28 protein-coding genes and 3 pseudogenes are annotated in these 24,904 nt (G+C 68.3%); 4 read left to right on the top strand and 27 right to left on the bottom strand.

Annotated elements, in window-relative coordinates; translation table 11 throughout:
• From ACGF8B_RS39640 to ACGF8B_RS39630, 3 genes are all read right to left on the bottom strand, one after another.
• A partial coding sequence (locus ACGF8B_RS39640) for a DUF2637 domain-containing protein (RefSeq protein WP_392747506.1) occupies positions 1 to 163 on the bottom strand: 163 nt, incomplete at its 3' end.
• A 307-nt stretch (positions 164 to 470) separates the two neighbouring features.
• Positions 471 to 1,466, bottom strand: coding sequence for a restriction endonuclease (locus tag ACGF8B_RS39635; RefSeq protein ID WP_392747496.1), 996 nt, complete (start codon positions 1,464 to 1,466; stop codon positions 471 to 473).
• Positions 1,466 to 2,416, bottom strand: a complete 951-nt coding sequence (locus ACGF8B_RS39630; RefSeq protein ID WP_392747495.1) for a hypothetical protein — start codon at positions 2,414 to 2,416, stop codon at positions 1,466 to 1,468. Before ACGF8B_RS39630 ends, ACGF8B_RS39635 begins: the two co-directional genes overlap by 1 nt.
• Positions 2,417 to 2,601: 185 nt before the next feature.
• Here ACGF8B_RS39630 and ACGF8B_RS39625 point away from each other — a divergent pair, with 185 nt between their 5' ends.
• The 3 genes and pseudogenes from ACGF8B_RS39625 to ACGF8B_RS39615 all read left to right on the top strand — a co-directional run bounded on the left by ACGF8B_RS39625 (position 2,602) and on the right by ACGF8B_RS39615 (position 6,049).
• Entirely contained in the window at positions 2,602 to 3,753 is a 1,152-nt protein-coding gene (locus tag ACGF8B_RS39625; RefSeq protein ID WP_392747493.1) for a ParA family protein, read from the top strand.
• Positions 3,750 to 4,964, top strand: coding sequence for a ParB/RepB/Spo0J family partition protein (locus ACGF8B_RS39620; protein ID WP_392747491.1), 1,215 nt, complete (start codon positions 3,750 to 3,752; stop codon positions 4,962 to 4,964). The genes ACGF8B_RS39625 and ACGF8B_RS39620 overlap by 4 nt, the downstream gene beginning before the upstream one ends.
• A 212-nt stretch (positions 4,965 to 5,176) precedes the next feature.
• A pseudogene (locus ACGF8B_RS39615) lies at positions 5,177 to 6,049 on the top strand (IS5 family transposase).
• A gap of 52 nt (positions 6,050 to 6,101) precedes the next feature.
• Here ACGF8B_RS39615 and ACGF8B_RS39610 read toward each other — a convergent pair.
• From ACGF8B_RS39610 to ACGF8B_RS39530, 17 genes and pseudogenes are all read right to left on the bottom strand, one after another.
• Positions 6,102 to 6,410: a hypothetical protein gene (locus tag ACGF8B_RS39610; RefSeq protein ID WP_365522520.1), complete on the bottom strand. Its 309-nt coding sequence runs from the start codon at positions 6,408 to 6,410 to the stop codon at positions 6,102 to 6,104.
• A 517-nt stretch (positions 6,411 to 6,927) separates the two neighbouring features.
• Positions 6,928 to 8,997 carry a Shedu anti-phage system protein SduA domain-containing protein gene (locus ACGF8B_RS39605; RefSeq protein ID WP_392747489.1) on the bottom strand — a complete coding sequence of 690 codons (2,070 nt, stop codon included), beginning with the start codon at positions 8,995 to 8,997 and terminating at the stop codon, positions 6,928 to 6,930.
• A 17-nt stretch (positions 8,998 to 9,014) separates the two neighbouring features.
• Positions 9,015 to 9,644, bottom strand: a complete 630-nt coding sequence (locus ACGF8B_RS39600) for a hypothetical protein (protein WP_392747487.1) — start codon at positions 9,642 to 9,644, stop codon at positions 9,015 to 9,017.
• 84 nt (positions 9,645 to 9,728) lie between these two features.
• On the bottom strand, positions 9,729 to 10,052 hold the full coding sequence (locus tag ACGF8B_RS39595; RefSeq protein ID WP_392747485.1) for a hypothetical protein: 324 nt from the start codon (positions 10,050 to 10,052) through the stop codon (positions 9,729 to 9,731).
• A gap of 225 nt (positions 10,053 to 10,277) precedes the next feature.
• The gene (locus ACGF8B_RS39590; RefSeq protein WP_392747483.1) at positions 10,278 to 11,189 is read right to left on the bottom strand and encodes a hypothetical protein; all 912 of its coding nucleotides are present in this window, start codon (positions 11,187 to 11,189) and stop codon (positions 10,278 to 10,280) included.
• Between the two features lie 179 nt (positions 11,190 to 11,368).
• A complete protein-coding gene (locus tag ACGF8B_RS39585) occupies positions 11,369 to 11,614 on the bottom strand; it encodes a hypothetical protein (protein WP_392747481.1) in 246 nt (81 codons plus the stop codon).
• A 119-nt stretch (positions 11,615 to 11,733) separates the two neighbouring features.
• Entirely contained in the window at positions 11,734 to 12,591 is an 858-nt protein-coding gene (locus ACGF8B_RS39580) for a DUF4097 family beta strand repeat-containing protein (RefSeq protein ID WP_392747479.1), read from the bottom strand.
• Positions 12,592 to 12,713: 122 nt separating this feature from the next.
• Complete coding sequence (locus tag ACGF8B_RS39575) at positions 12,714 to 13,487, bottom strand: hypothetical protein (protein ID WP_392747477.1); 774 nt, start codon at positions 13,485 to 13,487, stop codon at positions 12,714 to 12,716.
• Positions 13,488 to 13,524: 37 nt separating this feature from the next.
• The gene (locus ACGF8B_RS39570; protein WP_392747475.1) at positions 13,525 to 13,719 is read right to left on the bottom strand and encodes a hypothetical protein; all 195 of its coding nucleotides are present in this window, start codon (positions 13,717 to 13,719) and stop codon (positions 13,525 to 13,527) included.
• Positions 13,716 to 13,982, bottom strand: coding sequence for a hypothetical protein (locus tag ACGF8B_RS39565; protein WP_392747474.1), 267 nt, complete (start codon positions 13,980 to 13,982; stop codon positions 13,716 to 13,718). The genes ACGF8B_RS39570 and ACGF8B_RS39565 overlap by 4 nt, the downstream gene beginning before the upstream one ends.
• On the bottom strand, positions 13,979 to 14,938 hold the full coding sequence (locus ACGF8B_RS39560) for an AAA family ATPase (protein ID WP_392747473.1): 960 nt from the start codon (positions 14,936 to 14,938) through the stop codon (positions 13,979 to 13,981). Before ACGF8B_RS39560 ends, ACGF8B_RS39565 begins: the two co-directional genes overlap by 4 nt.
• 193 nt (positions 14,939 to 15,131) lie before the next feature.
• The gene (locus tag ACGF8B_RS39555; protein ID WP_392747471.1) at positions 15,132 to 15,641 is read right to left on the bottom strand and encodes a hypothetical protein; all 510 of its coding nucleotides are present in this window, start codon (positions 15,639 to 15,641) and stop codon (positions 15,132 to 15,134) included.
• 119 nt (positions 15,642 to 15,760) lie between these two features.
• A pseudogene (locus ACGF8B_RS39550) lies at positions 15,761 to 16,052 on the bottom strand (hypothetical protein).
• Entirely contained in the window at positions 16,049 to 16,294 is a 246-nt protein-coding gene (locus tag ACGF8B_RS39545) for a hypothetical protein (protein ID WP_392747469.1), read from the bottom strand. The pseudogene ACGF8B_RS39550 and the gene ACGF8B_RS39545 overlap by 4 nt, the downstream one beginning before the upstream one ends.
• A 19-nt stretch (positions 16,295 to 16,313) precedes the next feature.
• Positions 16,314 to 16,640: pseudogene (locus tag ACGF8B_RS39540) on the bottom strand (RRQRL motif-containing zinc-binding protein); the annotation flags it as partial.
• 161 nt (positions 16,641 to 16,801) lie between these two features.
• Entirely contained in the window at positions 16,802 to 17,593 is a 792-nt protein-coding gene (locus ACGF8B_RS39535) for a hypothetical protein (protein ID WP_392747468.1), read from the bottom strand.
• Positions 17,594 to 17,786: 193 nt separating this feature from the next.
• Positions 17,787 to 18,281, bottom strand: a complete 495-nt coding sequence (locus ACGF8B_RS39530) for a hypothetical protein (RefSeq protein ID WP_392747467.1) — start codon at positions 18,279 to 18,281, stop codon at positions 17,787 to 17,789.
• 218 nt (positions 18,282 to 18,499) lie between these two features.
• On the opposite strand from ACGF8B_RS39530, the gene ACGF8B_RS39525 reads away from it, so the two are divergent.
• Positions 18,500 to 18,676, top strand: a complete 177-nt coding sequence (locus tag ACGF8B_RS39525) for a hypothetical protein (protein ID WP_392747466.1) — start codon at positions 18,500 to 18,502, stop codon at positions 18,674 to 18,676.
• Here ACGF8B_RS39525 and ACGF8B_RS39520 read toward each other — a convergent pair whose 3' ends face one another.
• The 7 genes from ACGF8B_RS39520 to ACGF8B_RS39490 all read right to left on the bottom strand — a co-directional run bounded on the left by ACGF8B_RS39520 (position 18,677) and on the right by ACGF8B_RS39490 (position 24,861).
• Positions 18,677 to 18,865 (bottom strand): hypothetical protein, encoded by a 189-nt coding sequence (locus ACGF8B_RS39520; RefSeq protein WP_392747465.1) that lies wholly within the window; start codon positions 18,863 to 18,865, stop codon positions 18,677 to 18,679.
• Positions 18,866 to 18,949: 84 nt separating this feature from the next.
• Complete coding sequence (locus ACGF8B_RS39515; protein ID WP_392747505.1) at positions 18,950 to 21,094, bottom strand: chromosome segregation protein ParM; 2,145 nt, start codon at positions 21,092 to 21,094, stop codon at positions 18,950 to 18,952.
• Between the two features lie 98 nt (positions 21,095 to 21,192).
• Positions 21,193 to 21,606 carry a conjugal transfer protein TraB gene (locus ACGF8B_RS39510; protein ID WP_392747464.1) on the bottom strand — a complete coding sequence of 138 codons (414 nt, stop codon included), beginning with the start codon at positions 21,604 to 21,606 and terminating at the stop codon, positions 21,193 to 21,195.
• A gap of 17 nt (positions 21,607 to 21,623) precedes the next feature.
• On the bottom strand, positions 21,624 to 23,222 hold the full coding sequence (locus ACGF8B_RS39505; RefSeq protein ID WP_392747462.1) for an ATP/GTP-binding protein: 1,599 nt from the start codon (positions 23,220 to 23,222) through the stop codon (positions 21,624 to 21,626).
• Between the two features lie 556 nt (positions 23,223 to 23,778).
• Positions 23,779 to 24,087 carry a hypothetical protein gene (locus ACGF8B_RS39500; RefSeq protein ID WP_392747461.1) on the bottom strand — a complete coding sequence of 103 codons (309 nt, stop codon included), beginning with the start codon at positions 24,085 to 24,087 and terminating at the stop codon, positions 23,779 to 23,781.
• On the bottom strand, positions 24,084 to 24,560 hold the full coding sequence (locus ACGF8B_RS39495) for a hypothetical protein (RefSeq protein WP_392747459.1): 477 nt from the start codon (positions 24,558 to 24,560) through the stop codon (positions 24,084 to 24,086). The genes ACGF8B_RS39500 and ACGF8B_RS39495 overlap by 4 nt, the downstream gene beginning before the upstream one ends.
• Positions 24,561 to 24,696: 136 nt before the next feature.
• Positions 24,697 to 24,861 carry a hypothetical protein gene (locus ACGF8B_RS39490; RefSeq protein WP_392747458.1) on the bottom strand — a complete coding sequence of 55 codons (165 nt, stop codon included), beginning with the start codon at positions 24,859 to 24,861 and terminating at the stop codon, positions 24,697 to 24,699.
• Between the last annotated feature and the right edge of the window lie 43 nt (positions 24,862 to 24,904).

Here is a 24,904-nt window from a genome sequence, read left to right as displayed (position 1 = left end):
CCAGCGAGAAGTCCCCGAAACCCTTCTGGAGGGCGAGCTCGCGCACCGCCGCGTACGACCCCGCGAACCCGATCGCGGCGATGAGCACCGCTCCGACGACCACGAGACCGATGAGTATCCGGTGAGTGCGCGTCAGCTGGAGCGTGGTGGTTCCCCTAGTCATGCGCTCCCCCTCCTGTTTCTGCGCCACCTGGCCACACTCTCATGGTGGTTGGCCTGGTCCATGTGTTCAACGAAGGAGCCCTTGGGTTGTCAGTGAACAGGGGCCTTCACCCGTAGCGATCTCAAGCACGAGCGAGTCCTGCGGCACGCCCGTGCCACCACAGATGGTGTTTGTTGTCCGCGGACAACATGCTGGGGGAGTGCTCGACACTCTCTGGCGCGCCGAGTTTGTTGTCCGCGGACAACAAACTGCCTGGCAGCGCGACAGCGCTTGTCAGTGGCGCCTCGTCGTCACTTGGGTCAACGGGTCAGGCCGCCGGGGCACTTGGGTGCGTGTTTGTAGAAATCTGCAGGACCGAGAGCAGTGGCTCGCCCCAGGTGGCCCATCGCTGGAGTCGCTCCTGGTCCAGCAGGTGAATGTCGTGCGTGTAGGCGAAGTCGGAGGCGGGTTTGGTGAACGTCCCGTTGGTCACTGCGACGACAATGTCTGCTTTGTGTTCGGGACGGGCGGTGCCGTTGAGCGTCTGCATGTCGGGCGATCCCACTTTGCCGAGCCCAGCCTGTCGGTGTTTGCACTGGATCACCACCCTGAGGTTGTCAGGGGTCACCGCTATCACGTCTGCTCCCAGGTCCCGGGATCCGCCGCCATCACGGATGACATGCAGTCCATCCCTCCTCACCAGTCCCGCCACCGTCTGTTCAAACGCCGCTGGTGACATGACGTGGATGTCTTGCAAGGCGTGGCTTTCGTCGGAATTGAGGAACTGCTCCAGTTGATGTTCAAGCAGTGCCACGCGGTGCATCTCGTCACGGTGCACTGCCAGGGCGTTGAGCATATTCCGCTCGGCCTGGTTCACTTGGTTCTTCAGGACGCCGACGTCCTCGAGAACGCCTGATGCCGCGTCGCTCCCGCCGCTGTAGTGGTTTTTGAAGTCGTGAACCGTCCGCCCGCTCATCTGGCTCCAGGCGTCATGTGCTCTCTCCAGGGCTTCTGTCGCTGCGCGGTGAGACCTGGTGAGGCGCGAGCAGAGTTCCTGGCGCGCGCGGTCATGGTCCTCCGGGAAAGGGCTGACTTCTGGCGTGGCCTGAGTGTCGATGACGTGGTGCAGTTCTGCCTGGATCTTCTCTGCGAGGTGGTGGGTGGCCACTATGAAGTCGACGGCGACGCAGCCCTCGATCCAGTGGAGATAGGCCGCCAGCAGGTCGTCGTCCGTGGCCTCGGATATTCGAAGTCGGAATGCTTCGTTGAGTACGTCGCTGGCGTAGTCAGGGAAAGCCGCCTTGGTCTTCCAGTTGATGTGCATCAGTTCTCCTCCAGCACGTTCCGCAGCGGTATGCCCCACTCGACCCACTGCTGCAGCTCGTTCCGCTGCATGAGCCTGGCAGAGGGTGTTCTCTCTTCCATGATCCTGTCTGCTGGTCTGGAGATGAATGGCAGATTGCTGATCACCAGCAGTCTTTGAAATGCGTCGGCTGCCGCCACGCGCTGCGCGGTGAGGATCATGCGGACGCCAGTCGTTCCGTGCGCGCTGGGGTAGAGAACGTTTGCGCAGAAGACGAGACTCCTGGCTCCGTTTCTTGTGGCCTCAATGACCCTTGGGCCGCGCCGTATTGCCTGGAATCCTGAGCACTCAAGAGCCTGCTGTATGACGCTGTCGAACCCGTCCTGATTCAGCGCGTCCATGTGTGACATTGTCCGGCCGGGCGTACTTGCGCTTCGGCGTTTGTAGCGTTCCCGCTCCGCGAGCCGGTGGAGCGCCTCTCGATCCCTCGATACAAGGGCGCCGAACCGTTCCTTCGCGGAGTGCAGTTGATCGTCGAGGACGCCCAGGGCAGCACGGGTGTCAGGGGGTAGTCCGCCGTCACTATCGAGGTCAAGCCCCAGGCGCTTGCTGAATCGTTCACGAATGGCCGCACACTGCATCAGGGCCTCTGCGGCGCCTTGCAGCTCTTCCCGTAGTTCGTCAGCGAGCTCTGATGCAGCCGCATGGCAACCGCTCGCGATCTGGTCGCTGCGCTGCCGCAAGAGTCTGTCCCGGCGCTTCTCAGCGTCGGTGCATTCGCGGTGAAGGCGCATGTGCAGTTCGCTCCAGCCCTGAGCGACATCGTCGGCTATGCGCACTTCGGTCACCCATATGAGCGCCTGCAGCATGTCGTCGCGGTTGGCACGGCCAATCCGCTTGCCGATCGTGCGGCGCAGCCAGGGACTTTCGAAGCGGTTCGGGGTGACATTCGCATTTCGGTCAATGATCACCGCGTGAGGGTACACAAGGTGTCTGACAGTAACGTCGACAGTCGGCTCACCTGCCAGCTTCTGTGCGTGTATTCATGCGGCGCCGTAGGCCTGACGGGCTCACGCCTCTACGGGGCAGCAGGCGATTTGGCCGCAACACGGCTGTCCTGATTCGCTTTCAGCCAGAACGCTACTAAGGTAGCGCCATGACTGCTCCATACAGCCCCGAAGATCGGGAAAAGGTAGTTGCCAAGCTGCCGACCGACCTACGCCGCGAACTCAAGGTGCGCGCCGCAGAGTTGAGCGAGGACATCCAGGACGCCGTCACGGCCGGGGTGACCTCCTGGATCAAGTTGAAGAACCACCCCACTGTCGACACCAGCGGCGGCACCTCGTTCTCGACCTACCTGCCGGCCGGGCTGTACGACAGGCTGAAGACCGTCAGCAAGTCGCAAAAGATCTCCTACAACCAGGGGATGGCTCAGTCGATCCGGCACTGGCTGGACTCGACCCCGTCGCCGCGCCCGGCACCCCCGCGCACAACTGGGGCCCGCCGAATCGTCTTCGGCAACCAGAAGGGTGGCGTGGGCAAGACTTCGGTGTCCGCTGGCGTTGCCCAAGCCTTGGCTGAGATGGGTATGAAGACCCTGCTGGTCGACTTCGACCCGCAAGGTCACCTGACACGTCAGCTCGGCTACGAGATGCTGGAGATCGAGTCGGCCAGTCTCGCCAAGCACATGCTCGGGGAGGCCGAGGACAGCCTGAGGGACCTGTTCGTCCCCATAAAGGGTGGCGACTTCGAGGACCGTCTGTGGCTGCTGCCTTCCTGCAAGGACGCGTTCCTGCTCGACGCCAAGCTGGCCACCACACGAGCCGTACGCATCAAGGAGACAGCCCTTGAACGCGTCCTGGCTGACGTGGAAATGGACTTCGACTTCATCCTCCTCGACTGCCCCCCGAGCCTGGGTTACACCATGGACACTGCCCTGTACTACGGGCGTACCCGCGAAGACGAAGAACCTGACCAGTCCGGGATCATCATTCCGGTCCAGGCCGAGGACACATCTGGCGACGCGTACGACATGCTCGCCGAGCAAATGGACGATCTGTGCGAAGACCTGAAGGTGGAGATCACCACCATTGGCTTCGTCGTCAACCTCTACGACGCGCGCAATGGCTACATCGCCACCTCGTCGCTTCGGTCCTGGCAGAGCATGGACGAGCCGGTCCTCGGCATCGTTCCGGAACTCAAGGAACAGCGCGAGGCAGTCCGCCGCAAGGAGCCACTGCTCGCCTACGAACCGGACTGTGAGCAGGCTCAAGTCATGCGCTCGATCGCAAAGAGGGTCAAGGGATGAGCATCGCCGACAAGGTGGGGGAGAGTTCGTCGTTCGGACGGGCACGCAAGCGCAGCGACCGCGGCCGGGCCAAGGCCATCACAGAAGGCTCGATTCCCACCTACGAGCTGATCAAGCTCAGTCTCGATCAGGTCTCTCCCACTCCGCTCAACCCGCGCCGCAATTTCGGCACTGATGAGCAGCTGGTCCGGTTCGGCGAGGAACTGCGCCAAACACAGCTTGCGGCCTGTGTCGCCGTCAGCCGTGTCACGTACCTGAACCTCTGGCCTGATCACGAGACGGTCATCGGCGTCGACACCCAGTACGTGCTGGTCAACGGAGAGCGCCGCTTCCGGAGCGCCCTGCATGTGGGAATCGACCGTCTCGATTTCGTTGTCCGCGACGACCTGGCCGCCTCACGCGAAGACTTCATCGACCACTTGCTCGCGGAGAATCTGGAGCGCGAGGACTTCGACGTAATCGAGCGTGCACGTGGCGTGCAGCAGCTGGTTGACGTGTGCGCTGAGGAGTCGGGGGAGCGGGGCGCGCGCAGTCGGGCAGCAGCTCGGCTGGGTAAAGACCGGTCCTGGGTGACCAATCAGCTCGCCTTGCTGACGCTCCCGGAAGAGTTGCAAGAAAAGCTCAGCTCCGGCGAAGTCTCCGAGCGCGACGGCCGGAGTCTGGCCCGGCGGCTCAAGGATGACCCTGAACTGGACGCGACTGGCCTCCTGGAGCATCTCGCCTCGGCCAAAGAGGAACTGATCGAGCAGCGGGAGGAACAGCAGCGTTTGTTGACAGCGGGCCGGCACGTTCTGGGGCAGCAAGGCAGTGCCGGTTTGTTGTCCGCGGACAACAAACCCGGGGCTGAGCAGGAGCTCGTCGACGATCGCGTGCGCGGCGAAAGCACGGCTGCTGGTTTGTTGTCCGCGGACAACAAACCAGCAGAGACGGCGTCGCTCGCTACGGAGCAGACCGCGCCGATCAATCCGCCGAGCCCCGAACCGTCCGTGCCCGCACAGGCGACAATCACAAAGACCGGGGATAGTCCCAGTTCGCCAGTCAGCCGGAAGCCATCGGCTCAGGGATGGCAGGTACCGTCGGGCGGGTGGGAGCCGGTATTCGAAGCGCTCATGGCACAGATGGGCGAACTCGACCGGCACAGACTGACGAAACGACTGCACAAGGTCATGGAAGAGGAGCTCGCGAAAGCTCCGCAGCCGACTAGCCCGTGACGGCGGTGACCTGACAGACATGCCTGCGGCCCCGTTCTTCCGCCTAACGGAAGGAGATCGGGGCCGTTTTGTTCCGAGCCCAGCTCATCGCCGGCCGGGCCCGGTGAAGCCATCAGGCCTCACCGGGGTGATGCGCGTTTCTTGTCTCAACTGCTCAGCAGGTCTAGGCCGTGTATCGAAAGTGGATCTTGGGCTGTGAATGATCATGGTTCATGGGTCGGGGAGATCTCACGGACGAGCAGTGGGCGGTGCTGGAGCCGCTGCTGCCGAAGGGGACGAAGGCGGGGCGGCCGCCCGTCTGGCCTCGGCGGCAGCTGATCGACGGCATACGGTTCCGGGTCCGGACCGGTGTGCCATGGCGGGACGTGCCCGTCGAATACGGACCGTGGAGCCGGGTCTATGACCTGTTCCGCCGGTGGCAGCGGAACGGCACCTGCCCAGATCCTCACCCGGCTGCAGTCCCAGGCCGACGCCAAGGGGGCGATCGTGTGGGACCTGAGTGTTGACTCCACGGTGTGCCGCGCCCATCAGCATGCGGCCGGGGCCCGCAAGCAGGGTGACCTGCAAAAGGAACCGCCGGGTGGCATGCTCACCGAGCCCGGCGATCACGGGCTCGGACGTTCACGCGGCGGGTTCACCACCAAGCTGCACCTGGCCGTCGAGCAGGGCCAAAAGCCCATGTCGATTGTGATCACGGCCGGTCAGCGCGGGGACTCGCCTCAGTTCGAGCCCGTGCTGGAGAAGGTCCGTGTGCCCCGCATCGGTCCGGGCCGGCCACGCGTCCGCCCCGACCGGGTGCGGGCGGACAAAGCGTATGCCTCCCGCAGGAACCGCGCCTACCTGCGCCGCCGGGGGATCCGCTGCACCATCCCGACAAGGCCGACCAGGTACGCAACCGCCAGAAGCTCGGCGCCCGCGGCGGACGGCCGCCACGCTTCGACCCGGCCGACTACCGCGAGCGTCATGCGGTCGAGTGCGGGATCAACCGGCTCAAGAGACACCGGGCGGTCGCCACCCGATTCGACAAACTCGCCGTCCGCTTCGAAGCCACCGTCCTTGTCGCCGCGATCGGAGAATGGCTGTGACGGATGGAGCTGCCGATACTGCCTGCTCGCGTCCGCTATACCCTCGCGGCAATCACAGCCAGCCGGCCCAGCCGAATGTCAAGAGGTAAGCGCGCTTGACTGCGGCCCACCCGCGGCGACCACCACCGACAACCGCGATAAGGGCGACGGCGAACCAGAATGCAACCGCTCCGCCAACGATCAGAGCCCACACGGTGCCGCCAATGGCAGCGAACAAGACCACAATGAAGACCGTTATGACGAAGCCGGCATGGGCACCACCGATGCTCACGCGGAACATCTCGCGCACGACGCGACGATCCTCTGCGAGAACCCTCTCGTAAGCGTTCAGCTCTCGCCCCGGACCGTCCTGCTTCCCCATGCCCCGCTCCACAAGCCCCCCTCAAGACACCCTGGCCAAGCCGAGTCTGGCAATCCCATGGACGCTCCAGCCCGCCACAACGTTGCCTCTCAGCAACTTTCGACACACGGCCTAGTTCCGCGTAGGTAGGGAGTGCCGAGGCCGACGTGTCTGCCTGTGCTCGCACCGACCGGCCTGCCGGGGGAGCGCGTGGCGGTCCTGCAAGGCGAAGGCAGGCTCAGGAAGGGCTGGCCGCACCCTCTTCACCCGCTCGGAGCACTCAATGCCCATTCAGGACAGGCAAAATCGACTGTACGGCCCCCTGGCGGCCTGTCAGCAGTTCGGATGTCTCGCCATACCGCCTCCTTGCCAGTAGGGCGCCAGAGCCACCTTCCTGCCGTTCGCATTCATCCCTAAACGCGCATTTTCATCTGCTTCGGTCGCCGACAGCCGACAGTGGCGCAATCACCGACTCAATCGGCAGCGGTCCGCCAGAACACACCAGCGGTGTCGGCGAGCGCCCTGGCAGCGGTCCGCCTCAGTGATCCTCGACGATGAAGCAGGCCCGCTCGTAGAGTTCGTCGAACGTGATTACCTCGACGTCCTGGATGGATGTCCGGTACAGCTCGAAAGAGCTCATCTTCTCCGGGTTCACGGCGCCGTTGTGGGTGAACTCGCGCAAGCTCCCGATCACCACGACCTGTCGCGGGCGGGTGGTGGACAGTTCGGTGTCTGTCGGGGTGCCGTCTTCCTCGTAGATCCGGGTGAGGAACTGGCTGGAGATGAGCTGTTGGGCCTTGCTGGCCGTCTTTTGCACTTGCGCCACGCCGCCGCCGAGTTCCTTGGATGCCTGGTAGACGCCCGCACGGTACGGGGTCTTGGAGAGCAGTTCGGTGTCGTGGGTCTTGATCTCGCAGAAGAGCATGCTGCTGATCAGGCCCTTGGACCGCATGATGGCGTCGATGCGTTTCCCGGCTCCGCCGAAGATGTTGGCGCCGGTGGTGATGCGTTCCAGTTTGCCGTCGTTGATGGATTCGCAGGCTATGAGGTTGAGGCCGTAGCCGAATATCCACTGATTCGCCTCGAAGAAGGCCTGCCAGATCGCCTCCGCCCCGCGTGTGGTTGCCAGGCTCTCCTCCTGCCGGAAGTATTTCGGATCGGTCAACAGTCGCTCGAACCTCTGGAGCTGTTCCTTGCGGTTGCTGATCAGCCGAATGTCCTCCTCTGTGAGGCCGCCGCCGATGGCTGTCCTGACTGCCCCGAGAACCGTCGTCCGGTCCTGGCCGGTCAGCAGCTGGGCCAGTTGGGCCTCGTCGCCGGCCACGGGCTGGAGGGAACTGCCAGGCGTGCTCAGACTGGTGCAGCCCTGGAGGAAGTTGATGACTTTCCAGAAGTTCTCGTGGACTTCCCCGGTGTCGACGAGTGCCTTGACGGCCCGGGTGGTCCCGGTCTCAGGCACTGTCTGCGTGGCGGAGACTTCCCCAGCTTTCTTCTTGTCCTTCTTCCAGAGCTTGATCCTCGGCGTGAAGTGGTCGCCCTTCTTGATTATGGTGACGCTGCACAAGGTGGCTACCTGAGGGCGGTCGTCGAGGACGAAGTCGGTGATCATCCGGCGTGCGCGGGTGTCGTAGAGGTAGTGGAACCCACCACTGTCCTGCGAACCGCGGATTTCTAGGTCGGTGAAGTCCCTGCGGGTGACATCGAACTCGGTGGTGGTGAAGGGGAGTCGGAGGCCTCGAAGGGTGGGGGTAGCGGGCGCTGCGGCTTGGGTCCGCCAGTCCGGTGGAATGTTGGGCAGCGGCCGAGTGTCGCCTTCGACCACGAGGTCCTGGACGTCGTGGCGCCCGAGCTGGATGAGCACAGACTGCAACGTCCGCCAGATCACTTCCTTCGCCCCCGGGGTGCAGGTGGGCAGAAGCTCGCGCTCCACAGTCAGGACCGCCTCGTAGGTGTCAGCCGTCAAACCGTCACCAGGTATCGGATGGAAGAAGCCGCCATCACGGCGGAGGGTCAGGACCGCGGCGCGGAGCAGGTCGCATGCGGTCTCTTCGCCAGCGCAGTCCAGGAGACTGAAAGCCTGGCCGAGGACCAGGTCGAGCTTGCCCGTGTCCTCGTTTTCTAGCGGCAGCGGGATTAACGGCCCGCTAGGCGGAACTCGTACCGGCTCATACAGCGGGCGGCCCGAGAGGAACTCGTACGAACGCAGACCCCATCCGTCCGGCGCCAGAAGCAGGTTCAGTTCCTCGACGTGCTTTATAGCCTCCTCGACGTCGGCCGCCACGTCAGGGTGGACCATCCGTACCAGAAAGGCGAGCAGTACCTCGTCCGGTCCGCGGGAGAGCTCCAAGCGGGCGTCTTCGAAGATCCAGTCGTCGGGCAGGTCTTCGTTGTTGATCCGGTGCCGCTGGATATCGGCGCGGACAGTTGGAAGCTGGCTGTCGCCGACTGGAGGTTGGTCCAGGTCGTAGAGGCGCTTCAGGAACGTGACCTCGTCCATTTTGCCCCACCAGGGGCGCGATAACCCGCGCAGGTACGTGAAGATGTCACGTCGTGTCACCGCCGTGATCGTCTGCGGCTCGTTCGCGCTGGCGGGATCAGTGGAAGTCATTCGCCCAGGATGGACGGTTAGGCAGTAGAGCGCAGGACAATTGAGACTTTCACCTCGTCGCCTCCGTCCTCAGGGCCGGCCTGGGCGAGCATGTCTACAAGAAGGGGAAGGCGCCCAGACAGGAGCAGCACCTCTTCGACGACCTCTTCTGCGGTGATGCCTTTGCCAGCCAGCAGGGATCTCACTTCTTCCTCGGTGAACACCTCCAGAGCGACCTCTGTGATCTGCCCCATCCAGTCGCCCCAGATTCCGGCATCCAGTCGGCCCTGGCCCGACAGTACGATCTGGACGTTCGCTGGAAGGGCCCCGAAGCACTCGTTGAAGACGACGTCGCGCAGCCATACGTTCAGGAGGGGGCCGGTGCGCTCGTACACGTCGAAGAACAGAACTACTCGTGGATGGCGCTGTGCGACGTCGCTGAGTTCTTCGAGGAACACAGGCGTGAGTACTTCAACCGGCTTCATAACCAAATGGACGTCATCGTGGCTGCGTAGACGCACGCTGAGTAGTGCCCGTACCCGGTCCGCGCTCTGAGCGACCTGCCGCGGATCGACTGCGCCGGCGAACGCTCCGACACCAGGCAGCATCCCCAGACCAACCAGTCCCATCTGGGCTGCAACTCTGCTGGACGCCGATGCGACCTGCATGGCTTCCTTCTCATCTCTGTCATGGGACGGAAAGCCCGGGGCCGCCGGTGCTACGGCGGTCCTGGGCGCTTTTGTGTGCGGGTGTCAGCGGCCGGTGCGGCGGCTGACGTCGGCGAGGATCGCCTTCTTGTCGGGGTGCGCCTCGACCGCTGCGCGCAGGGCGTGCCACCAGGTGTCGGCGTACTTCTGTCGGTCCTTCAGCTCTCGCATTCGCTGCTTGAGGCGGTTGTGGCGGGCGGTGAGGGTGTCGCACAGGCATTCCGCGTCGGGGTCCTGGATGCGGGCCATGCAGCCGGGTGCGAGGCAGAGGGTGCCGTCGGGGTCGAGGAACCAGAAGCATCCCGAGGGGACGGTGTCGGGGGTGGTCACGACAGGGTCGTCGCGCGTACCGGGGCCGGTGTTGCCCATGTTGGGTCTCCGTCACTCGTTGGTGGTGTCCTGGTCGGCGGGCCGGTAGCGCTTGGTCCGCCGCGGGACCTGGTTACGTTTGATGCCGAGTACGTCGGGGAGGGGCAGGTTCGCAGCGGTGTGGGTGAGCATCGCGTAGACCGGCTGCGGCCCGGTCCTCCGCGCCGTCCCGTCGGCTGGGGGCGGCACGGGGAGCCGTCGGAACGGGTGGCTGGACGGGGCGAGCTACGGCCGGGCGGCAATGGCCTGGCCGAGGACGTAGCAGCGCAGGTCGGCGTCGGCGGACAGGGCCGGTGCGTCGGTGCCGAGCAGCGCGGCCCCGGCCGCGACGGTGAAAGTCCGGATGACCGCGTCGCTGCCCTTCTTGCAGCGCGGGGCCTGGAAGAGCAGGTACCGGGCGGTCGCGAAACCGGCGGGGGTGAGGGCGGGGTCGGCGAGGATCTCCATCGCGGCGGCGAACAACTGGTCGCCGTCGGCCGGGTCGGGGGTGGCGGTGTACATCGGGGTGCCGCCGATTTCCATGCGGGTGGCGTCAAGGCCGCGGGCAGCGACCCGAGCGGCGAGTTCGGCGCCGATCTGGCGGGCGGTGGCGCCGCGGATGATGCGGTTGCCGGCCACCCGGCGCCTGTCCGGGAGGGTGACCCAGTTCTGGAGGACGTCCCCGACGACGTGCTCGGCGGCGAACCGGTCGGTGGCAAACCGACCGTAGGCCGCCATCGCGTCGTAGGCGGGGGTGGTGACGCCGCCCTGGTAGGTACGGGCCTCCTCGTCCCACGTCGCGCCGTCGCGCAGGCGGCCCACGGGGCCGAGCCGGTCGTAGTTGGTGGTGGCGGCGGTGATGGGGGTGCGGAACCTCTCGGCGCTGTAGGCGATGCCGGTGCCGAGCCGATCACTGGTACGGAGCGCGATCTCGTACCGCCAGGTGGTGACGTCCTGGTGGGCGAGGCGCAGGGCGGCCACGCGTCCGGCGAGGGCGTCCGTGGCGGCGAGCATCCTCGCCAGGGCGTCCCGGACGGTACTGGCGACCGCGGCCTGGCTGGCGGCGAAGGCCCGGATGCGGTCCTGCTTGGCAGGGTCGGCGGTGCGGAGGGCCAGCGGTGAGGTGGGGAAGCGGTCAGTGGTGATGGCCGTGGGCACGGGAGTCTCCGGATCGTGGTCGCGGTGGGGTGTCCCCGTGCCGCCCCGGTCGGAGCCGGGGCGGCACGGGGACACCGTTGCCAGGGGTTTGGGCTGCCGCCCGTCAGGTCTCCGTGGGGTGGGGACGGTGGGGCCGTTCCGGCCCGGTGTGGGCGGGGCCGGAACGGCTCCGGAGGGGGTCAGTCGTTGGCGGCAGGCTGGTCCGTGGACCGGTAGCGCTTGGTCTGCCTCAAGACTTGGTTGCGCTTGACGTTCAGGGCGTCGGCGATGTCCTGCTGCGCGCCGTGGTACCGCTTCTGCAGGCGGTCGATCTCCTGCCAGAACTCGGTCTCGATGCGCTCGTGTCCGTCGTCGCGGCGCTGGCTGGCCTGGGCGACCAGGTCGCGCAGCTCGGTGCGGGCCTCATCGTCGGGGCGCGGGGTCATGTCGGGCTCCTGGGGAGTTGAGGGACGATGTGTCTGCCCCCTGCTCCTGTTGGAGCGGGTTGGGAGGCCCGGGGTGGCCGGTGAAGTTTGGCGACTGTGGCGGCCACCCCGGGGCGAAGTCACCGGCGGCGGTGGTTGCCGGAGACGGTGCCCACGCGCTCGCGCAGGGGGTCCGTGCCGCGCGTGGTGATGTCGCCGGAGACCGTGTTGGCGTCGATCACACCGGTGGCGGCCGGGGTCGCGCTGACGTGGACGTCGCCGGAGACGGTGTTGGCGCGGAACTCGGTGCCGTTGTACGCGCCGATCTCGATGTCACCGGAGACGGAGTTGACGTCGACGCGGGCGTCGACCCGGTCCACCTCGAAGTCGCCGCTGGTGGTGTTGCCGCGCAGGGTGTGCACGCCGCGGGCCTGGATGTCGCCAGAGACCGAGCGGACGTCCAGGACCTGGAGGTCGCCGTGGACGGTGATGTCGGCGCTGGTGGTCTCCAGCCGGACCGAGGACTGGTCACTCGGCAGCTGCACGTCGACGGTGATGGTGCCCATCCCGCCGCCGCTCACGACGGTGCCCTGCTCCGCGACGACGCGGCCGTTGGAGACGACCTTGCGGCCGCCGATGATGACGTCGCCGTGGCTGATGGTCATGCCGGTCACGGAGCCGGTGACGACGCCGAAGTTCTGCCCGACGACCATGTTGCCGCCGTTGAAGCTGAACGTGGAGTTGCCCATCGTCATCGTGTTGCCCCGGACCTTGGGGACGCGGACGGTAAGGCAGGTCAGGCTCTGGTGCGTGCTCTCCTGCTTCGTGGCACCGCGCACCGCGTCTGCGAGGGGGCCGTCGTCGGCGCCCGTGCTCACCGTGACGACCGCGTGCTTGAGGGCCGGGTCGATGGTGACGTTGACCGTGCCGACGTGGCTGATGACGTCGGTCCACACGGCGCCGGCGGCGGTGGCGGTGAAGGTCTGAGAGGTGGTCAAGGCAGGCTCCTTGGTTGGAGAGTGCGGGGGCCGGCGGCCCCCGCATCATCAATAATGCATCCTCTAAGGATGCGTTTCAAGCGTTAGGCATCTTTCGAGGATGCCTTTTCTGTTCGTGCAGATCAGGCGGCCGCGGCCGGGGTGGGGGAGTCGAGGCCGACGCCGCGCAGCGCGTCCAGGACGTACGGCTCGAAGCGGGCCTGGTGCTGGGCGGCGACCGCGCAGCCGGTGGCGCGGCTGTAGGCGTAGCAGCGGGCCATCATGCTGGCGTCGGTGTCGGCGAGGGCCTGGTCGACGGTGTTGCGTGCGAGGTGCTCGATCCAGGTCTGGGCGGCCGACTCGCGGCGTGCGTACGACATTCCGGAGGCCACCGATTCCGCCCACTGGCCGCGGGCGCGGGTACGGCTGCCGCACTGCTCCCAGTTCCACTTCCGCTCGCGCATGCCCTCGGGGTCGGCGTCCCAGTCCGCGGCCCAGCGCGCGGCGCAATCGGGGATCTGCTGCTGGATGACGTCAAGGGCGTCGCGGCCGGCGGGCCCGAGCGCGGGGTGGGCGTCGGTCTCCTCGAGGACGCGGATCTGGTGGGAGAGGAGCCGGTAGGGGTAGTGGCGCTGGCTCCAGTTGCCGGTCTCGCCCAGCGGTTCCACGATCCACAGCCGCACGGGCCAGGTGACGGGCCAGATACCGGTGTCCTCCAGCGCCTCGCCGACGCGCTTGACCATGCGGAAGTACGAGAAGGCGGACTCGTCGAACCACTTGTTGGCGCAGGGCTTGGGGTGGCCGACGACCTGGTTGACCGATGCGGCGAGGTTCACCGGGGTTCCGGCCTGCCGGGACATCTCGATGATGCCGTCGGCGGGGGTGGCGATGTACCAGGTGACGGGCTTGCGGGCCATGCGGTCCTCCGTGAAGTGGTGAGAGCGGCCGGGCCGCTCATAACTGGATGTTGATCTGGCGGCGCGGGTCGCCCGCGCTGGTGTGGACGGTGCGGCGGTGCGCGGCGAGGCCCGCGCTTCCGCCCTGGATGCGGATGTGGCAGTTCGGGCACCCGCGGGCCCACTGGTCCCCGGCCGGGAGTCCGGCCGGGGTGAGCGGGTGCGGGTGTGGGCCGTCGCCGGCGCGGCTCACTGGGCGTCGTCTCGCGGCGGGTGCTGCTTGTCTGCGAGGGCCAGGAGCTCCACGGCGAGATCCGGCGCGGACGTGATGATGCGCAGGATCGAGACGAGGCCGTCGCGCTCGGTGGGGTTGAGCCGGTCCCATACGGCGTGGGCGTCGCGGTGAGCATCGACGGCCTTGAGGTAGTCGTCCTCTGTGGTGGCGGTGTGCTCGGCGCCGCACCGGCCGCACCGGAAGACGGCCTGGTTCCAGCCGCATTCGGGGGCCTTCGTCATCCGTAGATCGCCTCCATGGCCTGCGCTTCGAGGTCGGCGCGGCCTTCGGGGTCGTCCTGACCGTGGATGGTGCAGCGCACGTCCGGGTCGTAGATCAGCTCGCCGGTCAGGGCGCGCAGGAGGTCGGTGATGTTGTAGGCCGGGGCCCACGCCGCGTTCTTGCAGTCGGCGAAGACGGGGCAGCCCATCAGGACTTCGAAGCCGACGTCGCCCTCGCCATCGATGTCGAGGCGCTGGGCGAGATACAGGCTGTCCGCTCCGAGCCGGACTTCGGCGACGCGGTCGCCGTCGGCGAGCTGCGAGCCGTCGCGCCAGCGCCACATCGGCAGGATCTCGGGGCCGAAGTAGCGGCGCACCAGAAGCATGTCGCCCAGGCCCTCGCTGCCGTCCCAGCCGAGATCCGCTCGGCGGGCGTCACTGAGCCGCTGGAGCAGGTTCTTCAGGCGGTAGGTGTTTTCCGCGATGACGACGTGATCGAACCCTTCGGCGGGCAGGCCGGGGAACGCGTCGACCATGGCAGCGTGCTGCGCGCGGACGACCGGCTCGGGTACGCGCCGGTTCACGGGCCGGCCTTTCTGGCGGTCGATGCACACGGAGGCCGGGGTGGGGATGACCAGCGCGACCGTGGGCACGCCGTGGCGGCGGGCGGTGGCGATCAGATCGGCGCGCACGGATTTCTCACAGTTCGTCGCGTCGACCACCGTCGTCTTGCGGCGGGCGAGGCGTGCCTCCAGAACGGCCTGGAACGCGAACGCCGCGTCGTCGGTCGACCCCTGGCAGCCGGCGTCGTCACTGACCAGGGCCCTGAACCTGTCGAGTTCCAGGACCTGTGTGTCGGGCCAGGTGCTGGCCCACGTGCTCTTGCCCGACCCGGCCGCGCCGATCAGGCAGACCAGCGACGGGTCGTGGATCGTCGTGTCGATGGGCAATGCGTTGTCCATGCGGAACGGCTTCATTCGGCCTCTCCTTGCGGGTCAAGAGCACGGGTGGCGTAGTGGGTCTGCAGGCTGGCGTTCTCGGTGATGAGCGCGGCAAGCTCGCGGGCGTCGACGTCGTCGGCGGTCAAGTCGTCCGCGATCTACTGGAGGGCGAGCTGGGCGATGCCGAGCGAGCCGCGCGCACGGTCCAGACGGGTCCGGGAGGGGCTGGTCACCGCGTGGTCGCCTTGGTGGTGGCGATCAGCGCGGCGACGGTCTCCCAGCCGTGGTGCCAGGCGGAGTCCAGGTGGAACGCCCCGTTGATCCCGTGCGAGGCCAGCTTGTAGAAGCCGCCCTTGCCGGTCTTGGTGGCGATCTTCTCCAGCAGGCCCTTGCCGGGAACCCTGCGGTCCGCGGCGTAGTGCGTTCCGAACGAGAGGGCGAGCGCGGCCGCGGCGGCGGCCGGGTGGACCCGGATGCCGAGCGCGCGGGCGCCGGCCCCGGCCACGATCGCCTGCGTGGCCGTATAGGTCAGGCAGTGGTGGAGGCACACGGAACGGCCATCAGCCGTGCCGTGGGTCGTCTTCTTCTCGGTGACGGGGTCCTGGTAGGTGACCGGGTGGTCGTCGGAGGCGCCCTTCACGCGGGCGCAGAAGTCGTCCTGGATCCAAAAATCTCCGATGGCGCTGGCGGCGCGGGTCAGTCCGAGCAGGGCGGCGAAGGCGGCGGGGCGATGCGTCATGCTGGAGTTCTCCTGATCTCGATTTGGGTGATGGGAGCGGGCCGACCGGCCTCTTTGCCGATGCTGCGGTCGGCCCCGTGCGCCTCCGTCCCGGCCTGTGCGGCTGGGGCGGAGGTCGTTCAGAACGGCGGTTCGTCCGGCCAGGCCGGGGCGGGCAGGAGCCGAATGCGCAGCTCTCGCCGGTCGGACCAGCAGCCACACGCCTCCATCTCGGGGAAGGCGCCGTCGACCCACCAGCCGCCGTCGCCGTGGCAGTGCGGGCAGTTGGGGCGAGGGCGGGGGGATCTCGATGCGGTGCCGGTCGGCGTAGAGCTTGAGGTGGCTGGCCCTGAGCGCGGCGGCGGCCGTCGCCGCGGCGAGCGGGACGGCGGCGGCCAGCAGCAGGGCGCCGCGCAGGTGGCGGGCGGTCACTTCAGCGGGATGGCGCGGCAGGCGGCGGCGTGGTTGTTGGCGTCCGGCCGGATGCAGAACAGGAAGTCCTCCTCGGGCCGGTCGGAGGAGTCGCCGCAGCCGTGGCAGTCCCAGCGGTTCTTGTCGGAGTGCTCGCCGGGTCCGGTGACGTCCACGTACGAGCCGCCGACCGTGATGAATCTGATCAGCAGGTTCTTGGGGCGGTCCGGCTCGGTGAAGGCGGCGAGGGTGGCGGTGCTCATGGGCTGGTGTCCTCTCGGATCAGGCGGCCAGCAGGTGCTTGGCCGGGGGAGCGATGTAGGAGGCGGGGTCGGCGGGCGTGCCGTCGAAGCACTCCAGGCACGAGCCCAGGGTTTTCAGGGGGATGCAGTAGAAGTAGCGCCGGTGGCAGATGCCGCAGGTCTGGCGCTTGGCCATCGCCTTGTCGAGCGCGGCCTCCTTGGCGAGGGTCATCGGGACCTTCTGCTTCGCCAGGTCGATCCGGTACAGCCACGCGAAGCGCTTGCCGCCACGGCATTCGATCCGTGCGACGGGTTCCTGGCCGCCGGGGCGCAGGCCCGTCTCCCGCAACTGGCGGCGCGTCGCGAGGTTCTCGCGCCCGGCCTGCTTCCTCGTCGGTGGCGTGGACGTTCAGGCGCCCGCCGCCCCTGGTGGCGGGGCGGCGGGCGCGGGTGGAGCTCGGGCCGGTCGGCCTGCCCAGTCCTCGCCCGCAGAACGGGCGAGAACCAGGCAGGGCGGCAGGTCAGCGGTCAGCGCTTTTGAAGCGGGTGCACGTTGTCCGGGGTGTCTTCGGCGGGCGGGGCTGCCGGGGTGGGGACGTGGATCTGGGGGCGGATCTCGATGCCGGGGGCCGCGTTGTGGATGAACAGTGACGGGCGCAGGGTCAGTCCGCGCAGCGCAAGCGTCGAGGCGGCGGTCCAGGCGAGGACGGCGAGTCCGGTCGCGATGGTGCGGCCGTCGGCGGGCGTGGTGCTGTAGACCGCGGCAATGCTGGCGGCGCCCCAGGCGGTCCAGGTGAGGCGGGCGCCGCTGCTGCGGAAGGCGCCGCCGACCAGGCCGAAGAGGCCGACGGCCTGCCAGACGGTGTAGACGGTGGAGGCGCTGATCGGGAGCGTGGTGGCGTGGGCGGCGATGTAGGAGCGGATCGGCTGGTCGACCACGGCGAACACACTGTCGGAGGTGTCGGTGGCGACCTGCACGCGCGGTACGGCGGTCAGCAGGCGGTGCAGCGCGTCGGCCAGGACGTCGGTCGCACCGTCCAGCAGGATGACGACCGCACAGATCCCGGCGAGCCCGAGCGCCGCCTTGATCCAGTTCGCCATGCCGTGCCAGCCGAGCACGGGAGCGCGGCGCAGGTCTTCCCAGCGGCTGTGCAGGATGCCGCCCTCGTCCCAGGCGTTGTCCCACCACTCACGCAGAGCCGCCAGCTGCGGCTGCTTCCCGGGCGGGGGCTGCGTGAGGTTGAGGGCCTGGTCGTGATCGGCCGGGCGCTCGTGGCGCGGGCCGGGGACATGCGGGGTGCGGTCGTTGTGGTCAGCCACGGTCGGCTTCTCCTTCGAATGACAGTGCCGGAATGGGATGGGTCTGGGGTGCCGGGCCTTGTGCGACAGGCTCGGACGAGGCCGGGAGATGGCGGTACGCAATGGCGGTGGAGTCCGCTGCTCCGGGCGGCCTGCCCCGTACTCGACTCCCGGCCGGGTGGGCGGGGTTCGGGTACGACGCGGGGCGCCCGGGTCAGCGGACGTCGTTGCGGGTGCGGGAGAACATCCCGCGCTGGTGGCTGGTGTTGCTGATCCGCGTGTTCTGCGTGACCGGGGCCTCGTAGACGTTCGTGGTGACGGCGGATCGGGCCTTGCTGATCGCACCGCCGATGGCGGTGGCGACCATGGCGAGGCCTGCGAACGGCAGAGTGACCATCAGGACTCCGGCGAGGCTGACGGAGGCCAGGCCCTGGAGTACGAGCCAGGCGCCGCAGCCGATGCCGGTGACTCCGGCTCCGACGCCGATGGAGGCGACAGCGATCCCGGCCGCCCAGGCCGGGACGATCCGCTGGTCGGGCTGCGGCACGGGTGGGTTGGTGCCGAAGGCGGGCGGCTCGGTGTCGTCGCGGAAGGAGGTGGGGTGGTGGTGTACGGGCGTGCTCGCCCAGTTGTCGATCAGGCGGCGGGCTTCGGCCGCAGCCTCGGACTCGGGCATGCCGGACTGGGACTGGGTGCGCAGGGGGTCCATCGGGTGTTCTCCGATCAGGTGGAAAGGGGAGCTCCCTCCTGGCCGTGGTGGCCGGGAGGGCGTGTGGGGGAGGGGGTACGCCCGATGCCGAAGGGCGCCGTCGGAGTTGGTGGCCGGCGGCGCCGTTCGGCATCGGGCGGCGGGGGCAGTGGGTGCCGGTGGGCGGGGTAGCGATCGCAGCCGAGCCCCGGGCATCCTCGAACCGACAGGGCGAGGAAATGGGAGGGGATCAGGTGGAGTTCGTCTTCGAGTGCGGGTGGTGCGGTGGCGAGAACTACTTCGTGGGCAAGCAGGTCGGCTTCTGGGTCGACAGGTGGGAGGTCCCCTCGGAGTGGTACTGCCGCTTCTGCGACGGACTCACCTACACCCCCGACCCGCCCTGGACAGAGGCGTAGTCAGAGGCTGGAGATCAGTCCGGCGAGCGAGGCAAGGCCGGTGTTGATGACCGGGGCCAGGCCGGTCGCGGCGAGGGTGAACCCGAACAGCGTGCAGGCCAGCATGGAGCCGACACGGACGTATCCGCCCTTGACCAGGACGAAGACGATGATGCCCAGCAGCACGGCGGCGGAGATGGAGAGGGCCACGGCAGTGGTGCTCCTTCACAGGGGTCGGATGGGGCCGGCCGCGCTCGGGCAGGCCAGCCCCTGGGGGGATGGGTGCGTGTGTGGTCAGGCGTCGGTGAGGCTCCTGATGGCCTCCAGCGCCTGGCGGGGCGAGGTGACCTTCGGCTCGGAGCTGCGGCCGCTCTTGGTGCCGCGGCCGCCTCCGCCCTTGCTGCCGCCTCCGCGCCGGCGGGGCTTGCCGTCGCCGTCGTCGTCCTCGTCGGGCTCGGGCCAGAACTCGCCGGGCCGCGGCTCGGGATCGCTCCAGTCGAACCACAGGCCGAGCTTGGTCAGCTCGCTGATCTCGTAGTCGGTGAGCCGGTGGACCTCGCCGGGGAACAGGTCGGCCAGGTCCTCGTCGAAGTCCACGTACAGCGCCTTCATCAGGACGGCCCGCCCGTTGTCGAGGACCACGACCGCGACACCGCCGGTGGAGACACCGTTCTCGGGTTCGGCCTCTCCGGCCATGGCCCGCTCGATCGCGCTGCCTTCCTTGGGGGCGTAGCGGGCGGGGATGGTCGGGACGTCGTAGGCGTTCTCCATGGTTCCCTCCGCGGCCTTGCGGGTGGCGCCGGGGCTGCCCATGTTGAAGATGACCGGCCTCGAGTTCTGCCGGAGGTTGTCCTTCATCTCCGTGGAGAAGCCGTTGTGCGCGAACGGGCTCTGTCCGGCCGGGTTGAAGCCGATGCCGTACTTGAGGCCCATGACGGTCAGGGCGTCGCCGTCGGCCTGGATGAACTCGCCGTACTCGGGGTCCTGGCTCGCGGTCATGAACTCGTCCGCGTAGACGTTGAGTTGCTTGTAGGGGCAGCGCGGGTCGCCGGGCTTGTAGTCGTGCGGCTTGCCGTCGTGCGCCCAGGGCATCTCCGCCCGGATCTGGCACAGGGCCTTGGCCGCGCGCAGCTGGCGGGCCATGTAGAGCGGGGTGATGCCCTGGCGGTCGATGTACTCGCCGAGGGCGGTGGTCTTCTCGTCCTTGAAGCAGGACGACAGCCACACGATCTGTCCGGCGTTGGACTCGGCCACCATGGTGACGGCGAAGAACTGCGTCTTGCCGCCGCGGGTGACGCCGAGGACCAGGCCGTGCTTGGCGGCGTTCTTGTCGTGCTGGAACACGAAGTTGTGCACCGGCTGGCCGGTGATGCTGACCCCGCACACGTACATGCCCTTGGCGTCCGGGCTGAGCAGCTCGCGGGTGGCGGGGAACTTCGGGGACAGCGGTGGGGTGTCGAACACGCTGATCAGGAACTCGGCTCCTTCGACCAGCACGAAGACGCGGCTGTCGTCCTCGGGCAGGCCCAGGGCGCGGCAGAGCTTGGGCAGGTCGATGCGCGGGGTGTCGGTGGGGTCGGCCATCCTCGCCCGGTAGAACGTCACGCCGCGCTCGGTGTCGCGGGTGGTGTGGACCAGTTCGGAGCCGGGGGCGCCGCCCTTGGAGCTGGCGACCCGGTCCGTCCACTTCTCCTGGTCGGTCGGCTTGGTGCGGCGGCGCTCGCCGGCGTCGGGGGTGATGCGGGCCTCCAGCCAGCCCGGCCCGCCCTGCCGGCCGGGCTGAATCGCGACGTCCGCGAGGATGACGTCGCTCGCGGGCACGCCGAACGGGGCAGCGACAGCGGCCTCGGACAGGCCGGAGATCGGCCGCCCTGTCTCCGAGGCGCGCAGCAGGAGCGTCATGTCGTGGCGCTGGCCGGGGTGCCGGGTGGCCTTGACGATGTGCGTGCGGGCGGGCATCCCGGCCTGCTCCCACAGCATCCGCGCCTGGCGGGTGAGGAGGTCGGCTCCGTCGTCCGGCCGTGGCGCGGACGGCTCCGGAGCGGCTTCGGCGGGCTGGAGCTGCGGGGCGGGGGCGGCGAGGGCGGGGCGGTGGCCTCGGCGGGCGTGCCGGGAGAACGGCATCACCAAGTAGCCGGCGACCGCCCATCCGACGGCGAGCAGCCCGTCCGTCCAGTACGGGCCCCAGCCGGTGGTGGTCTTGGCGGCGACGTCGACGGCGGCGGCCAGGACGAGCGGGGTCCAGCGCAGGATCCTGCGTCCGGTGCCGGGCTCGTCGCTCTTGGCGGCGAGGACCCAGCCGCCGATTCCAGCGACGCCGGCCAGCTGCACGACCTGATTGACGGGGCTGTCGGGAACCACGTTGGGTGCCACGGCCAGCACGGGCGCGGCGAGGGTGTAGGCGAGGCGTTCGAGCACGACACTGCGCGGCGTGGACATGCGTGGCGTGGACACCGGGCTCCTTCAAAGACGGGCACGGGCGGGCCCTTTGGTGCGGGGCCCGCCCGTGGCGGGGTGAGAGGGGTTGAGGCGGAGGGTCAGCGGGTGAAGAAGCCCGCCTTGGGTGTCTTGACCGACCGGTTGGAGCGGATGTCGTCCAGCGCCTGGTAGAGCTTGGCGTGGAGTCGCTTGGCCTGGTAGGTCTGGGTGGCGACCTCGTGCGCGGTGGCGCCGAGGTCATTGACCGAGTTGGCGGCGGCGCCCAGGGCGTCCGCGACCTGGTCGGTCATTTCGACGAACTTCCCGTCCAGGTCCGCGTGGCCGATGTCGACGGCGACGCCCCTGGCCTCTTCGGCGGTGGCCCTCATGTCCCGGCGCAGCGTCCCCAGGTCGTCGGCGAGGGCATCCAGTGTTCTGCCGAGCTTGCGGAGCTTGGCCTGGACGGCCTTGTAGCGGTTCTCGCCGCCGATCGGGACGGGCGCCTTGCTGCCCTGTCGTACGAGGTCACTCATGAGCGGGTTTCTCCGGATCAGTCGTGGTGGGCGGCGGCGGAGGCGTGCATCAGGCCCACGTCTTCCTTGGCGGCCATGTCCTGGCCGTAGACGCGGGCGACCTGGGTGGCCGCGAGCCGGGCGGCCTCCTTGGCCAGACCGCAGTCCGCGGCGCAGCGCCGGGCCTGGAGCTTCATGCGGCCGGCAGAGTCGGCCAGGTCCGCGATGCGGTCGGTGACGCGGGTGTCGATGTTGTGGTCGTCCACCAGGTCGGCGGCCATGTCCCGCAGTGCGTCGGCGACCTTCCCGAGCGCCTCCGCGAGGGCTTCGGCCCGCTCCTGGTGCGACGCGGCCGCGATGGCGGTGGTCGCCATGCTCATCAGGTACTCGTCGAACGAGATGTCCGTGCGGTGCTGAACACCAAGACCGCTCTGGGCGGACGGTCCCCTGGCCTTCGAGCTGCTCACACTGCTGCCTTTCGTGCTGGTGGGTCGGGTGGTGCCGGGTCGCTGTGTGTGCGAGTGGGGTGCGGCCGGCAAGCCCCTGGCGCCGGTCGTCATGGCGGCAGGCTCGTCGGGGACGATGACCGCGTCCTCGATGTCGTCCCCGCCGCCGGCGGCGGGGCGTGGCGGGCGGGTGGGATGGTCGGGCCACTCCGCGGTGGGGGTGGAGTCCTCCGCACCGAACGGGCCGTCCGACGACCGTTCGTTCCGGCCCCGGGGCCCCGTACGGCGGGTACGGCGGTTTCGGCCCTGGACTCGGGTCCGGCCGGGCCCGCCGGCACGTCGGCGGCGGGACCGGCGGCTCTTCTTCGAATCGCTGGACGGCCCGTCACCGGCCTTTGCGTCCTTGCCCGGCCCCTCGTTCTTTCCGGCGCTGGAGGCGCCGTCAGAACCGTCCTTGCCGGTCTTCTCGCCCTTCCCGTCAGCGCCCTTGGCGTCCTTCTCCTTGGGCAGGTCCGCCTTCTCCGCACCCTTGGCGGCCTCGGTGCCGGCTGCTTCCCGCTTCGCCTTCCGTGCCGCGGACCGCTCCGCCTTCTTCGCCTTCCGTGCCGCGCCGCGCTCCTGGCGCTTGGCCCGGCGGTCCTCCCATTCCGTCTGCCGGTTGGCGCGGGCCTGGTCGCGGTCCTTGGTCCGGTCGGCGACGTCGGCGGCGTGTCCGGCGGTGCGCCGCTCCTGCCGCCCCGCCTGGCGGGTGCCGGCGCGTTCCTGGCGGCCGCGGGCCCGCTCGTGGCGGGCGTCGGTGGCCTGGTTCTTCCGGCCGCGGCCCGGGTCGTCCTTCGAACCCCCGCCACCGTTGCGACCGGAGCCGCCAGGGCCCGTCTGGGGGCCTTTCGAGCCCTTGGGTGACCCGTCGCGCCCGGATGCGGGTGAACGCCCACCGGAGGACCGGTCAGGGCCTTTCGTGCCGCCCTTGCCGCCGCCCCCGGCCGAGCCGGAACCTGAACTGTTGCGGGACGAGCCGCCGCCCCCGCCGCGCGGGCCACCGCCACCGCCGGCCTTCGAGCGGCCCTTGTCCGCCCCCAGTCCGGAGCCGGGCGACTTCCCGCGGTCGGCGTCGGACTTTCCGCGCGCGGCCGCCTTGTCGCCCTTCGCTTTCATCATCGCGGCGTGGAGCTTTCCGTTCTGCTCCATCATCGCGACTTCCTGCGCGGTACGGCCCTCCAGCAGCGCGGCCTTCCGCGCTACTTCAGCCTCACGGAAAGGCGCCTCGCTTTCATGATTCGCCCGCGCTTTTTCCAGCCGGAATTCGAGCCAGTCACCGAGACGATCAGCAAGGGAACGAGGCTGGGCATATTCACCTTCCTCGTATTCACCGTCCTCTCCCTCGATTTCCGGCGGCGCAATCCCTTCCGATCGCAGCGCCATTGCCGGTTCCGGGGCGGCCGGAATCGGCGGCAATTGCAGGGTCGTCTCCTCCGGCGACTCCGGCGGAGCGGCGGGAATGTCCTCCGGCGTCAAAACGGTGTCGGCGTAATCCGGGATTGGCGGCGGGACGTACGAGGAATCACCGCTCCACGGGCCGCGGACCAGGATCCCGTTCGGATCGTCCACATCGGACACGGTGCGCCTCCTTCCAGGGACTTGACAGAGCGTGGGGTCTTGTGTGCACGCGTGTGCACGTGCACGTGTGCACGCTTTACGCGAGGCGAAGGCCCCGCCAGGGTTCTGACGGGGCCTTCGTTGGTGACGTTCAGTTACGCGGTGGGTGCTGCGCCACGACCTGGTCCGCGTAGCGCAGGAGGTCGTTCCAGATCCGTCCGTCGCCCTCCACCCGCTGGTCCAGCGCCGTGATGAACAGGCGGCAGATCAGCGCGAATCCGGAGTAGACGTCACCGCGACCGGATTTGACATCCTTGGCGATCCGGGATCGTGCAATTCGGAGCCAGAATTCCATCTGCCCCGCTTCGCCGCGAGATTCGCGGGCTTTTTCCGCCTCACCCTTCAGCCAGTTCTGCCGCCGTTCTGCGGAACGTTCGGCGCTGCTGAGGGGGCGGGTCACGCCGACTCCCTGTTACCCAGGTCGTAAATCGACGTAGGAGCACTATAGCCAGGATTCTGGCTCTGCGCACCCTGCTGCGGAGAGTTGGGTGCGACCTGGAGCTGCTGCGGGTTCTTCTTCCGCTGCCTTTCCAGCTCTTTTTCCTTCCTGTCCTTGGCTGTATTCACAACGACCTCGTCGTGGGAGCGGCGCTTATAGGCGCTCTTTTCCAGGCCCTCGGTGAGGTTGTTCAGGTTCCTGAGAACATTCCCGAAGGCCCTTTCGACGGGCATCGCGCGCAGCCGCGCGTGGTACCGGCGGTCGCCCTCCACGTGCGTCTTGCGCAGGTGAACGCGGGTCTCGATCGCCAGGGTCTCCAGGTTCTTTCCGATGTCCAGCAGGACCCGCTGAACATCGGCCAGGTACCGGGCAGTTGCCTCCGGGCTCTGCGCGACATCGCGCAGAGGTACGTGATTGGGGTCGTTGCTGTTCACGGCGGGTTTCCTCCTGCTGTACTGGGGGAGCTGGGACTGCTTCCGGCAGTCGCAGCGAAGGCCAGCCCAGGTCGAATGGGCTGGCCTTCACTGGTATGTGCCGGACATCTGGCCGGGGTCGGGCTCTTCCGCGACGTCAGCGGGGCTGTCGCCGGCGCGGAAGGCGGGGGTGGCACCACCAGCAGCCGGGGCCGTGGTCGTGCACCGTGCGGGAATGGGTCAGCAGGAACGGCGTCACCACCACGGCGGCCAGGGACACCAGAGCGAGGACCATGCCGATTGCGTACTCCAGGTTGCTCATGTCGAACTCCTCTCGGATCAGCGGATGCGCAGAGCGCGTGCGG

Origin of the sequence: Streptomyces sp. NPDC047917, assembly GCF_043204345.1 — a bacterium.
In the GTDB taxonomy this organism is placed as follows: domain Bacteria; phylum Actinomycetota; class Actinomycetes; order Streptomycetales; family Streptomycetaceae; genus Streptomyces; species Streptomyces sanglieri.
The sequence above is the reverse complement of the archived record's forward strand: the minus strand, read 5'-3'. Positions and strand labels throughout refer to the sequence as shown.

Coding starts and splice junctions, on each gene's coding strand:
- ACGF8B_RS39635 (WP_392747496.1), bottom strand. CDS start 1,466: ATGCACATCAACTGGAAGACCAAGGCGGCTTTCCCTGACTACGCCAGC.
- ACGF8B_RS39625 (WP_392747493.1), top strand. CDS start 2,602: ATGACTGCTCCATACAGCCCCGAAGATCGGGAAAAGGTAGTTGCCAAG.
- ACGF8B_RS39620 (WP_392747491.1), top strand. CDS start 3,750: ATGAGCATCGCCGACAAGGTGGGGGAGAGTTCGTCGTTCGGACGGGCA.
- ACGF8B_RS39610 (WP_365522520.1), bottom strand. CDS start 6,410: ATGGGGAAGCAGGACGGTCCGGGGCGAGAGCTGAACGCTTACGAGAGG.
- ACGF8B_RS39605 (WP_392747489.1), bottom strand. CDS start 8,997: ATGACTTCCACTGATCCCGCCAGCGCGAACGAGCCGCAGACGATCACG.
- ACGF8B_RS39600 (WP_392747487.1), bottom strand. CDS start 9,644: ATGCAGGTCGCATCGGCGTCCAGCAGAGTTGCAGCCCAGATGGGACTG.
- ACGF8B_RS39595 (WP_392747485.1), bottom strand. CDS start 10,052: ATGGGCAACACCGGCCCCGGTACGCGCGACGACCCTGTCGTGACCACC.
- ACGF8B_RS39585 (WP_392747481.1), bottom strand. CDS start 11,614: ATGACCCCGCGCCCCGACGATGAGGCCCGCACCGAGCTGCGCGACCTG.
- ACGF8B_RS39575 (WP_392747477.1), bottom strand. CDS start 13,487: ATGGCCCGCAAGCCCGTCACCTGGTACATCGCCACCCCCGCCGACGGC.
- ACGF8B_RS39565 (WP_392747474.1), bottom strand. CDS start 13,982: ATGACGAAGGCCCCCGAATGCGGCTGGAACCAGGCCGTCTTCCGGTGC.
- ACGF8B_RS39560 (WP_392747473.1), bottom strand. CDS start 14,938: ATGAAGCCGTTCCGCATGGACAACGCATTGCCCATCGACACGACGATC.
- ACGF8B_RS39555 (WP_392747471.1), bottom strand. CDS start 15,641: ATGACGCATCGCCCCGCCGCCTTCGCCGCCCTGCTCGGACTGACCCGC.
- ACGF8B_RS39545 (WP_392747469.1), bottom strand. CDS start 16,294: ATGAGCACCGCCACCCTCGCCGCCTTCACCGAGCCGGACCGCCCCAAG.
- ACGF8B_RS39530 (WP_392747467.1), bottom strand. CDS start 18,281: ATGGACCCCCTGCGCACCCAGTCCCAGTCCGGCATGCCCGAGTCCGAG.
- ACGF8B_RS39525 (WP_392747466.1), top strand. CDS start 18,500: ATGGGAGGGGATCAGGTGGAGTTCGTCTTCGAGTGCGGGTGGTGCGGT.
- ACGF8B_RS39515 (WP_392747505.1), bottom strand. CDS start 21,094: ATGTCCACGCCGCGCAGTGTCGTGCTCGAACGCCTCGCCTACACCCTC.
- ACGF8B_RS39510 (WP_392747464.1), bottom strand. CDS start 21,606: ATGAGTGACCTCGTACGACAGGGCAGCAAGGCGCCCGTCCCGATCGGC.
- ACGF8B_RS39505 (WP_392747462.1), bottom strand. CDS start 23,222: ATGATGGAGCAGAACGGAAAGCTCCACGCCGCGATGATGAAAGCGAAG.
- ACGF8B_RS39490 (WP_392747458.1), bottom strand. CDS start 24,861: ATGAGCAACCTGGAGTACGCAATCGGCATGGTCCTCGCTCTGGTGTCC.